General features: G+C 71.8%; 1 protein-coding gene (only partly in view). It reads left to right on the plus strand.

Annotated elements, in window-relative coordinates; all coding sequences use genetic code 11:
- A protein-coding gene (locus GPX89_RS43335; RefSeq protein WP_157393609.1) for a non-ribosomal peptide synthase/polyketide synthase crosses the window boundary here: on the plus strand, positions 1 to 13020 show its 5' portion. It continues 4800 nt past the right edge of the window; 13020 of the gene's 17820 nt are visible here — the first part of the coding sequence; the start codon lies at positions 1 to 3; the stop codon falls past the right edge of the window.

A 13020-nucleotide genomic window follows, 5' to 3' on the forward strand; every position in this document is an offset into this window, starting at 1 on the left:
ATGACAAGGGAGGCTCTGGTGCAGGGTACGGACGCGAATGGTCTCGGGCCGCAGGAAGTTCCGACATCGGATTTCTCGGCGCCGTTTCCCCTCGGGCCCGCGCAGCTCGGTGTCTGGTACGCCCAGCTGCTCAACCCCGACGTGCCCCTCAATATGGCCCAGTACGTCGACATCCAGGGTGATTTCGATGTCGATCTGCTATTGCGTGTCTCAGAAGACGGCGTGCCGATCTGGCGCACCTCGCAGCTGCGCTTCGCCGAGGTCGATGGGCAGCCCGTCCAGTACCTGGACCCGGCCGGCGGCCACAACACCGAGCTGATGGACCTGCGCTCGGAGCCGGATCCCATTGCGGCGGCGCATGAATGGATGCGCGCCGAGATCGTCCGGCCGATGGACATGATCACCGGCAAGCTTTTCGCCCCGACCCTGATCCGGGTCGCCGACCATCGCTGGTTCTGGTTCGTCCTCGGCCACCACATCGTCGGCGACGGCTACGCCGCCATGAACACCATGCAGTGGTCGGCCCGGCGCTACACCGATCTGGCGCGCGGTCTCGAGCCCGAGGCCCCCAAAGTCGGCACGCTGCAGGAACTCACCGAATCCGAGCTGGACTACCGCGAGAGCAGCCGCTTCCGGACCGATCGCGCGCACTGGCTCGAGCGCACGGCCGGACTGGACGGCGGCACCACCCTCAAGGGCCGCACCGCTCCCGTGCGCGCGGACAACACCCGCGTCGGCGGGATGCTCTCCGACGAGCTGCTCGAGCGCGTGGAAGCGGTTGGCGCGCGGCATGATTCGGGTCTTCCCGGCGTGATCATCGCGGCCTTCGCGGCCTACATGGCCCGGCTCACCGGCAAGGACGAGGCGGTCATCAGCCTGCCGGTGACCGCCCGCACCACCGCGGTCATGCGGCGCTCGACCGGCATGCTGTCCAATATCGTGCCGCTGCGGATTCCGGTGCGCGAGAACACCACCTGGGGCGAGCTGCTGACCTCGGCGCGGGTGGAGATCTCCGGCGCGCTGCGCCACCAGCGCTACCGCCACGAGGACATCCGCCGCGATCACGCCGAGTTGCAGGGCAGCCCGGCCTCGCGGGCGCTGTTCGGCCCGATGGTCAATGTCATGCTCTTCCATCCCCGCCTGGAGTTCGGGGATGTGCAGGCCAACCTGCACGTGTTGTCGACCAGCCCGGTCGAGGACATGAGCCTGAACCTCTTCTACGGCGAGAACGAGCGGGTGTTCCTCGATTTCGAGGTGAACCCGAATCTGTACAGCGAGGCCGAGACCGCCCGGCATCACGAGCGTTTCGTGAACTTCCTGGGTCGCCTGCTGGAGCTGGACCCGGCCGACACCTTCGACGCGGTCGACGTCTGCACCGAGGCCGAGCGCGAGACGGTGCTGCGCACCTGGAACGACACCCGCCACCCGGTGGATCCGACCGCCACGCTGGTGTCGATGTTCGAGGCGCAGGCGGCCCGCACCCCGCACGCCATCGCCCTGCGCTTCGCCGGGGAGCCGGCCCGCGATCTGACCTACGCGGCCTTCGCGGCCCGGGTGAATCGCCTTGCCCGCTACCTGATTTCGCGGGGCATCGGCCCCGAGAAGCTGGTGGCCCTGCACCTGCGCCGGTCGCCGGAACTGGTGATCGCCATGTACGCCGCGCAGGCCGCGGGCGCGGCCTACGTGCCGCTGGATCCCGATCATCCGGCCGACCGCCTCGCGCACATTCTGCGCACCGCCGCGCCCGCCCTGGTGATCACCGCGGAGGCGGAGCGGCCCGAAACCGACGGTGCCGTCATCGATCTGGCCGGCCTTACCGGTGACGCGCTCGCCGATTTCTCCGCCGCGCCGCTGACCGACGCCGAGCGCATCGCCCCGCTGCATCCCGCGAACCCGGCCTATGTCATGTTCACCTCGGGCTCCACCGGACTCCCGAAGGGCGTCGTGGTCAGTCACGCGTCGATCATGAACCGCCTGGTCTGGATGCGGCAGAGCTTCGACCTGACCGCCGACGACGTGTTCCTGCAGAAGACCCCGGTCACCTTCGACGTGTCGGTGCCGGAGCTCTACTTCCCGCTGCAGATCGGCGCGACGCTGGTGCTGGCCCAGCCCGACGGCCACCGCGACCCCGCCTACCTGCGGTCCGTGATCGCCGAATACGGCATCACCACAGTGCATTTCGTGCCCTCCATGATGGACCCCTTCGTGGCGGAGCTGGAGCGCGAACCCCTGCCCGGCAACACGGTCCGCCAGCTCTTCGCCTCCGGCGAGGCGCTGCTCGGCCCGGTGTCGCAGCGTCTGCGCGAGCTGACCGGCGGCGCGGCCCTGCACAACCTGTACGGGCCCACCGAAGCCGCGGTGGAGGTCACCTGTCACGAGGTGACCGCCGCGGACACCGCCGCCGTGCCGATCGGCGCGCCGGTGTTCAACACCCGGCTGTACGTGCTCGACGCGCGTCTACGGCCGGTCCCCATGGGAATCCCGGGTGAGCTGTATCTGTCGGGGGTACAGCTCGCCCGGGGTTACATGGCGCGCCCGGGCCTGACGGCCGAGCGCTTCGTGGCCGACCCCTTCGCCGCGCCCGGCGAACTCATGTACCGCACCGGCGATCTGGTCGAGTGGAACGAGAACGGCGCGGTGGAGTACCTGGGCCGCACCGATTTCCAGGTCAAGGTGCGCGGCCTGCGCATCGAACTCGGCGAGATCGAGACGGTGCTGGCGGCCGTGGACGGTGTCACCCGCGCGGTGGTGATCGTGCGCGACGAGCAGCTGGTGGCCTACGTGGTCGCCCCCGCCGATCTCGACCACACCCGGCTCAAGGCCGCCGCCGCCCGCGCGCTGCCCGCCTACATGGTGCCGAGCGCCTACGTCGTGCTCGACGCCCTGCCGATCAACGCCTCCGGCAAGCTGGATCGGGCGGCGCTGCCCGAACCGGTCCGGGTGGCCACCCGCCACGAGGCTCCGGTCACCGTGACCGAGCAGACCGTGGCCCGCGTGTTCGGCGAAGTGCTGGACGTGCCGGAGATCGGCCGTCTCGACGACTTCTTCGCCCTGGGCGGCAACAGCCTGATCGCCACCCAGGTGGCCTCGCGCCTGAACGCCGAACTGGGCAGCACGCTGACCGTGCGCGAGATGTTCAGCGCCACCAGCGTGTCCGAGCTGGCCGCGGTCATCGACAACCGGTTCCTCGACGCCGACGCGCAGGCACAGCACGCCCCCGCCCTGGTGCGCCGCGAGCGCCCGGAGTCGCTGCCGCTGTCCCCGGCGCAGCAGCGCATCTGGTTCCTGAACCGCTTCGACACCGGCAGCGCCGGCTACAACATGCCGTTCGTGGTGCGCCTGCGCGGCGAGGCCGACGAGGACGCCATGCGCGCCGCGCTGGCCGACGTGCTGGACCGGCACGAGGTGCTGCGCACCGTATTCCCCTCGACCACGACCGGTTTCGCGCGCCAGGAGGTGCTGCCGGTCGCGGCGGTGGCCGAGCCGGTGACGCGGGAGGACTGCGACGCCGACGACCTGGACGCCCGGCTGGCCGAGTTCGCGGCCCGCGGCTTCGACCTGGAGCGCGAGATCCCGTTCCGCGCACGCCTGTTCACCGTCACCGGCGGTGTCGCCACGGATTGCGGACTGGGCGGTCCGGTCGTGGTGGATGCGGAGGACCTGGACGTCCCCGAGTACGCCATCGCGATCGTGCTGCACCACATCGCCGCCGACGGTCTGTCCCTGCCGATCCTGGCGCGCGACCTGATCACCGCCTACCTCGCGCGCAGCGAGGGACAGGCTCCGGCCTGGCAGCCGCTGGCCGTGCAGTACGCCGATTACGCGCTGTGGCAGCGCGATCGCCTCGGCACGGCCGAGGATCCGGGCTCGCTGCTGTCGACCCAGCTCGACTACTGGCGGCAGACCCTGGCGGGCGCGCCCGACCTGCTGGCCCTGCCCGCCGATCGCCCGCGTCCCGTGGTCGCCACCGGCCGCGGCGCCAAGCTCGGCATCGAACTCCCCGCGGAGTTGCACGAGCGCATTTTGGAAACGGCTCGGGCCGAGGGTGTTTCGACCTTCATGTTCATGCACGCCGCGCTCGCGGTGCTGCTGTCGCGATTGTCGGGCGAATCCGACATCGTGATCGGCACGCCGGTCGGCGGCCGCGGTGCGCGCGAACTCGACGATCTGGTCGGCATGTTCGTCAACACGCTGCCGCTGCGCACCGTGATCGACGGCGCGCAGAGTTTCCGCGAACTCGCCCGCCGGGTCCGCGAGACGGATCTGGCCGCCTTCGCACACGCCGATGTGCCCTTCGAACAGCTTGTCGAGGCGCTGAATCCGGCCCGCTCGCAATCCCGCCACCCGCTGTTCCAGGTGGCCCTGTCCTTCACCGCCACCGGAGACATCAGCCTCGAACTGCCCGGGTTGCTTGCCACGACGGGTACTCTGGACACCGAGGTGACCAAGTTCGACCTGTCGGTCGCGGTCACCGAAAGCTTCGCCGGTGCCGGTCCCGGGGAAGGTCCGGCACCGGCGGGGATCCACGCGGAGTTCGAGTTCGCGGTGGATCTTTTCGATCCCGCCACCGTCGAGGCGTTCGCGCACCGTTACGTGCGCCTGCTCGACGCCGTCACCACCGATCCCAGCGCCCTCGTGGACGCGCTGCCGTTGCTGGCCGACGGCGAATACACCGATCTGACAACTCGTTCGGGCGGCGTCGCGCCGAGCGGACGCTTGCTGCCGGAGCTGCTGGCCGCCGCGGTCGCGGCCGACCCGGAGCGCCTCGCGCTGGTCGCCGGGGAGATCACCCTCACCTACGGCGAACTCGACGCCACCACCAACCGGCTGGCGCGGCTGCTGATCGCGCGTGGCATCGGACCGGAGGACCTGGTGGCCGTCGGCTTGCCGCGGTCGGCCGAAACCGTCATTGCCGTCTGGGCGATCGCGAAGGCCGGCGCGGGCTGGCTGCCGGTGGACCCCGCGCTCCCGGCCGAGCGCATCGCGTACCTGCTGCGGGACTCGGGCGCGGTGCTGGGCCTGACCGCCGAGGCGCTGCGCCCCGGCCTGCCCGCCGAGCTGCCCTGGCTCGCGCTCGACGAGCCCGGATTCGCCGGTGCCTGGCCGGGATTCGCCGCCGACCCGATCGGTGACGCGGACCGGGTACGACCGCTGCGCGCCGACAATGTCGCCTACTCCATCTACACGTCCGGTTCGACCGGTCTGCCCAAGGGCGTGCTGGTGAGCCACACCGGTCTGTCCGCCCTGGCCGCCTCGCAGCGGGAACGCTACAGCGGCGCCGAGTCGGCGCGGGTCCTGCAGGTCACCACCCCGAACTTCGATATCTGGGTGGCCGAGCTGGTGCTGGCGCTCGAGTGCCCGGCGACGCTGGTGATCGCGCCGGCGGGCGTCAGCTCCGGCCCCGAGCTCGCCGAAGTCGTGCGCGCGCAGCGGGTTACGCACGTCATCATGACCCCCTCCGCCTTCGGCACCCTCGATCCCGCCGAGGTGCCGGGCCTGCGGCACATCGCCCTCGGCGGCGAGGCGCTCCCGGCCGAACTGGTGCGGCGCTGGGCCGAGGCGGGCCGCCCCCTGGTCGACGCTTATGGGCCCACCGAGACGACCGTGGTCGTGAATTCCAGTGCGCCGCTGTCCGCTTCGGACCAGGTGACCATCGGCACGCCGTTCGCCGGTGTCCGGGAATGGGTGCTCGATGCCCGGCTGCGGCCGGTCGCGGTGGGCATGATCGGCGAGTTGTATGTGGCGGGTGCGCAGCTGGCCCGCGGTTACCGTGGTCGCGCCGCCCTCACCGCCGACCGGTTCGTGGCCTGCCCGTGGGCTCCGGGCGAGCGCATGTACCGCACGGGCGACCTGGTGCGCTGGACCGTCGAGGGATCCATCGACTACCTGGGCCGCAACGATTCCCAGGTCAAGGTGCGCGGCTACCGCATCGAGCTCGGCGAGATCGAGGCCGCGCTGGCGGCGCTGCCGCGGGTGCGCCAGGCCGTGGTGGTCGTGCACGCCGACGCGGCGCGCGGCGACCAGCTCGTCGCCTACGTGGTGCCCGAAGGCGAGGGTCTCGAACCGGCCGAACTGAAGGCCACACTCGCGAATCGCCTGTCCTCCTACATGATTCCGGCCGCCTTCATGGCGATCGACGCCGTGCCGATGACCATCAACGGCAAGCTGGACTACCGCGCCCTGCCCGCGCCGGTCTTCCCCAAGCGGGAGTTCCGCGCGCCCGGCACTCCCGTCGAGGCGCTCGTCGCGGAGGTCTTCGCCGAGGTGCTGGGCCTGGTCTCGGCCGCGGTCGAGACCGTGCCGCCGAGCCCGGTCGCCGAGGCCGCGCCGCCCGCCGTGGGCGCGGACGACGACTTCTTCGAGCTGGGCGGCAACTCGCTGATCGCCACCCAGGTGGCGGCCCGCCTGGGCGCGGCCCTCGACACCCAGGTGCCGGTGCGCCTGATCTTCGAGGCGTCGGATGTGTCCGGACTGGCGGCGCGGCTGACCGAGCTGGCCGGATCCGGTTCGCGCACACCGCTGGTGGCGGGGGAGCGGCCCGACACGGTGCCGCTGTCCTACGCCCAGCAGCGCATGTGGTTCCTCAACCGCTTCGACAATGCCTCGATCGCCGACAACCTGGTCGCGGCCCTCCGGCTCGACGGCCCGCTGGACGCGGACGCGCTGGCGGCGGCGGTCACCGACGTGGTGTCCCGGCACGAGACCCTGCGCACCGTGTACCCGGCCGTGGACGGCGTGGGCCACCAGCTGGTCCTGCCTGTCTCGGAGGCCGGTGTCGCGCTGGTGACGGAACAAGTGAGCCCGAACGACCTGCAGTCCAGGATCTTCGAGCTCGCGGTGCAGCCCTTCGAGGTGGACCAGCGGGTCCCCGCCCGACTGACCCTGCTCAGCGTCGCGCCCGACGCCCACGTGCTGGTGCTGGCCGTGCATCACATCGCCGCCGACGGCTGGTCCATCGCCCCGCTGACCCGGGACCTCATGCTGGCCTACGCTTCCCGGCGCGGCGGCGAGGCGCCGCGGTGGACGCCGCTGCCGGTGCAGTACGCCGACTACACGCTGTGGCAGCGCGCGGTGCTGGGCTCCGAGGATGATCCGGAGTCGTTGCTGGCCGACCAGATCCGCTTCTGGCGCGCCGAGCTGTCCGGTCAGCCCGAGACTCTGGACCTGCCCGGCGACCGCCCCCGCCCGGCCGTGGCGACCCGCCGGGGTGCGGAGTACCGCTTCGCGATCTCGGCCGAGCGCCACGCCCGCCTGCGCGATCTCGCCGACGGCGAGCGCGCCACCCTGTTCATGGCGCTGCACGCGGCGTTCGCCACGCTGCTGGCGAAACTGTCGGGTACCGAGGACATCTCGATCGGCTCGGTGGTCGCCGGGCGCGGTGAGCAGGTGCTCGACGAGCTGGTCGGCATGTTCGTCAACACCCTCGTGCTGCGCGCCGAGGTCGCTCCGCACCGCTCGTTCCGGGAGCTGCTGGCCCAGGTCCGCGAGGCCGACCTGCGTGCCTTCGCACACGCGGACGTGCCGTTCGAGCGCCTGGTCGAGGTGCTCAGCCCGATGCGCTCGCAGGCCCGGCACCCGCTGTTCCAGGTCGCCCTGGACCTGCGGAACACCACGCGGGCCACCCTCGAACTGGACGGTCTCTCGGCGACGCGGCTCGAGCTGGATCCCGGCATCGCCAAGTTCGACCTGCAGCTGTCGCTGTCGGAGGACCTGGCCGCGGGCGGGCTGGACGCGGTGTTCACCTATGCCACCGACCTTTTCGACGAGGCCACCGTCGCCGCGTTCGCCCGGCGGCTGGACCTGGTGCTGGACGCGGTCACCGCCGCCCCGGACCGCCCGGTCGGCGACATCGACCTGCTGACCGCCGACGAACGGTCCCGGGTGCTGTCGGGCTGGAACGACACCGCCCACGACATCCGCGCCCTGCTGCCGGTAGACGCGTCGGGCGAGACCACCCCCGCGACCCTGGTCGCTCTGTTCGACGCCCGCGCGCTGACCAGCCCCGACGCCCCCGCGATCGAATTCGACGGGACAACTCTGTCCTACGGCGAGTTCGCCGACCGCGTGCACCGCCTGGCCCGCAAGCTCGCCGAGTCCGGCGTCGGCCCGGAATCCCGTGTGGCACTGGCGATCCGCCGCTCCACCGAACTGCTCGTCGGCATGTACGCGATCCTCGCCGCCGGCGGCGCGTACGTCCCGGTGGACCCCGACCAGCCCGAGCAGCGCACCGACTACGTCCTCGACGCGGCGGGCCCGGTCATCATCCTCACCACGGCCCGTGACGGTTTCACCACGAGCCGCGACATCCCCGTGCTGGCCATCGACACCGTCGACCTCGACGGCTACGCGGCGACCCCGCTCACCGACGCGGATCGCCGTGCGCCGCTGCGCGAGTCGAACGCCTGCTACGTGATCTTCACCTCCGGCTCCACGGGCCGCCCCAAGGGCGTGGCGGTCTCGCATGCCGCGGTGGTGAACCGCTTGGTGTGGGGTCAGGCCCGCTACGGCCTGACCCCCGCCGACGTGGTCCTGCAGAAGACGCCCTTCACCTTCGACGTCTCGGTGTGGGAGTTCTTCTGGCCCTTGCAGATCGGCGCCCGCCTGGTGGTGGCCGCGCCCGACGGCCACCGCGACCCGAAGTACCTGGCCGAGTTGATCGTTCGCACCGGCGTCACCCTCGCCCACTTCGTGCCGTCCATGCTGGCGGTCTTCGTGACCGAACCGGCGGCCGCGCACTGCACCGGCCTGCGTCAGGTGTTCTGCTCCGGTGAGGGCCTGCCCGTCGGCACCGCCGCCAAGCTGCGCGAGCTGACCGGCGCGCGCCTGCACAACCTGTACGGCCCGACCGAGGCGGCCGTGGAGGTCACCGCCCACGAGGTCACCGACACCGACACCGCGTTCGTGCCCATGGGCCGCCCGGTGTGGAACACCCGCACCTTCGTGCTCGACTCGCGCCTGAACCCGGTCGCGCCCGGTGTCGCGGGCGAGCTCTACCTGGCCGGTGATCAGCTGGCCCGCGGCTACCTGTTCCGTCCGGACCTGTCGGCGGATCGCTTCGTGGCCAACCCCTTCGCCGCGGGCGAGCGCATGTACCGCACCGGTGATCTGGTCACCTGGACCGCCGACGGTGAACTGATCTACCTGGGCCGCACCGATTTCCAGGTGAAGCTGCGCGGCCTGCGCATCGAACTGGGCGAGATCGAGGCCGCGCTGCTGGGCCAGCCGGGTGTGCATCAGGCCGTCGTCGTGGTGCGCAACGACCCGCACGCCGGTGATCAGCTGGCCGGATACCTGCTGCCCGAGCCCGGCATCGCGCTGGACCTGAACGCGATCAAGGCGGCGCTCGGCGGCACCCTGCCGGGTTACATGATCCCGGCCGCCTTCGTGGTGCTGGATGCCTTCCCGCTCAACGCCTCCGGCAAGCTGGACCGCGCCGCGCTGCCCGCCCCGGTCTTCGAGACGGCCGTCTACCGCGCCCCGCAGACCGTGGCCGAGGAGGTCGTGGCGGGCGTCTTCGCCGACCTGCTCGGCGTCGAACGCGTCGGCGCGCACGACGATTTCTTCGCCCGCGGCGGCAGCTCGCTGCTGGCGGCGCGGGCGGTGGCCCGGGTGGGTGCGGCCCTGGAGGCCGAACTGTCGGTGCGCGACCTGTTCGACGCGCCGACCGTCGCCGAGCTCGCCGCCCGCGCCGAGGCCAAATCCGGTGCCGGAAACCAGCTCCCGCTGATCGCGGGCCCGCGCCCCGAGCGGCTGCCGCTCTCGGACGCCCAGCGCCGCATGTGGTTCCTCAACCGCTACCACGCCGACGAGAACGGCGTGGCCGCCGCGGCGGCGTCGGACAATATCCCGCTGGTGCTGCGGGTCTCCGGCGCGCTGGACACCGAGGCCATGAATGCCGCGCTGCGGGACGTGATCTCGCGTCACGAGACCCTGCGCACCATCTACCCCGACGGCCCGGACGGCCCCGAACAGTTCGTGCTGTCCTCGGCCGACACCGCGCTCCGCACCGACCGGGTCACCGAGGACGAGATCCCGGCCCGCGTGGCCGAGGTGATCGGCCACGCCTTCGACCTGACCCGCGAAACCCCCGTGCGCGCAGCGGTGTTCAGCGTCTCCGACACCGAGCACGTGCTGGTGCTCGTCGTCCACCACATCAGCGCGGACGGCTTCTCGCTGGGCCCGCTGGCCACCGATGTCATGACCGCCTACCTCGCCCGGCGCTCCGGCGACGCCCCCGGCTGGGAACCGCTGCCGGTGCACTACGCCGACTACACGCTGTGGCAGGCGGCGCGCCTGGGCGACGAGGCCGACCCGCGCTCGCAGGCCCACCGCCAGCTCGGCTACTGGCGGCAGCGCCTGGACGGGCTGCCCGAACTGCTGGAACTACCCACCGATCGGCCGCGCCCGGCGGTGTCCTCGCTGCGCGGCGGCGAGGTCAGCGTCACGGTCTGCACCGAGGTGCACGCGGGACTGCGAGACCTGGCCCGCACCAACGACACCACGCTGTTCAGCACGGTGCACGCGGCCCTGGCCGCCCTGCTGTCCCGGCTGTCGGGCTCCACCGACATCGCCATCGGCACCCCGGTCGCCGGTCGCGGCGAGCAGGCCCTCGACGGCCTGGTCGGCATGTTCGTCAACACGCTGGTGCTGCGCACCGAGATCGATCCCGAGGCCGGTTTCGACAGCCTGTTGAAGCTGGCTCGCGAGACCGACATCGAGGCCCTCTCGCACCCGGACATCCCGTTCGAGCGGCTGGTGGAGATGCTCGCCCCCGCGCGCCTGCAGAACCGCCACCCGCTGTACCAGGTCGCGCTGGCCTTCCAGAACTACGACCTGCCCGCGTTGGAACTGCCGGGCCTGCGGGTCGCGCAGGAGCCCATCGACCTGGCACTGGCCAAGTTCGACCTGCAGTTCACCGTGACCGAGACCTTCGACGAGCTGGGCCTGCCCTCGGGCCTGACCGTCGACATCACCTACGCCACCGACCTTTTCGACGCCGCGAGCATCCGGCAGCTGGCCGCGCGCTTCGGCCGGATGCTGGCGGCCGTGGTGGCCGACCCGGCGGTGGCCGTGGCCGATCTGCCGCTGCTGTCGCCCGCCCAGTACGCCGAGCTGACCACCCGCTCGGGCGGCGCGGTCGAGACCGGCCGTCGCCTCCCCGACCTGTTCGCGGCCGCCGTGGCGGCCCGCCCGGACGCGATCGCGCTGGTCGACGGCGCGCGTGAGCTCACCTACCGCGAGCTCGACGCCATCTCGAACCGCCTGGCGCACCTGCTGATCCAGCGCGGCATGGGACCCGAGACCCTGGTCGCGGTCGCCATGCCCCGATGCCTGGACTCGGTGCTGGCGGTCTGGGCGATCGCCAAGACCGGCGCGGGCTGGGTGCCGATCGACCCGGCCCACCCCGCCGACCGCATCGCGTTCATGGTGTCGGACTCCGGCGCCACGCTCGGCCTGACGGTGACCTCCGCCCGGACCTCGCTGCCGGAGTCGATCTCCTGGCTGGTGCTCGACGACCTCGAATTCCGCGGCGCCGTCGCCGGATTCAGCGATCGCGCCATCACCGACGCGACCCGGGTGCGCCCGCTGCACGCCGGGCACGTCGCCTACGCCATCTACACCTCCGGCTCGACCGGCGTGCCCAAGGGCGTCATGGTCACCCACCTGGGCCTGCCGGGCCTGGCGGCCGCGCAGACCGCGCGCTACTTCGGTGAGCCCTCGGCGCGCGTGCTGCACGTGTCGTCCCCGTCCTTCGACATCTCCGTCGGTGAACTGCTGATGGCGATCGACTCGGCCGCGACGCTGGTCATCGCTCCGGCCTCGGCGGCGGCGGGCGCGGAACTGGCGGAAATCCTTCGCGTGCACGGTGTCACCCACACCCTGATGACCCCGTCGGCGCTCAGCACCGTCGATCCGCACGACGCGCCGCAGCTGCGTGTCGCCGCCGTCGGTGGCGAGGCCGTTCCGGCCGAACTGGTCCGGCGCTGGGCCGGAGCGGGCCGCACCCTGGTGGACGCCTACGGCCCGACCGAGGCCAGCGTCATCGTGAACGCCAGTGTTCCGCTGGGCGTTTCGGATCATGTCGTGATCGGCCCGCCGTTCGCCGGTGTCCGGGAATGGGTGCTCGATGCCCGGCTGCGGCCGGTGCCGGTCGGCGTCGTCGGCGAGCTGTATGTGGCGAGTGCGCAGCTGGCCCGCGGTTACCGCGGGCGCGCGGCACTGACCGCCGATCGCTTCGTGGCCTGCCCGTGGGCTCCCGGCGAGCGCATGTACCGCACCGGCGACCTGGTGCGCTGGACCGCCGACGGTTCCGTGGACTACCTGGGCCGCAACGATTCTCAGGTCAAGGTGCGCGGCTACCGCATCGAGCTCGGCGAGATCGAGGCCGCGATCACCGAACTGCCGCAGGTCCGTCGCGCCGTCGTGGTGCTGGACCGGGACGCCGCGCGCGGTGACCAGCTGGTCGCCTACCTGGTTCCCGCGGGCACCGACCTGGATGTCGCCGAGGTCCGGACTGCCGTCTCGGGCCGCCTCGCGTCCTACATGGTTCCGGCCGCCTTCGTGGTGCTCGACGCCCTACCCATGACGGTCAACGGCAAGCTCGATTACCGCGCCCTGCCCGCCCCGGTCTTCGAGGCCACCGCCTACCGCCGCCCGGCCACCGCCGCAGAGGAATTGGTGGCCGGCGTGTTCGCCGAGCTGCTCGGGGTCGAGCAGGTCGGCGCGGACGACGACTTCTTCGCCCTCGGCGGCAGCTCGCTGGTCGCCGCCAAGGCGGTCGCGCGGCTCGGCGCGGTCTTCGAGACCACGGTCGGTGTGCGCGCCCTGTTCGAAGCGCCGACGGTGTCCGCGCTGGCGGCCGTGCTGTCCGCGAGCACCGGCCGCGCCCGCCCCGCCCTGATCGCGGGCGAGCGCCCGGAACGGCTCCCGCTGTCCCCGGCCCAGCAGCGCATGTGGTTCATCAACCGCTTCGACCAGACCTCCACGGCCTACAACGTGCCCATCGCGCTGCGGCTGTCC

The organism is Nocardia terrae (assembly GCF_009760405.1).
Lineage (GTDB): Bacteria > Actinomycetota > Actinomycetes > Mycobacteriales > Mycobacteriaceae > Nocardia > Nocardia terrae.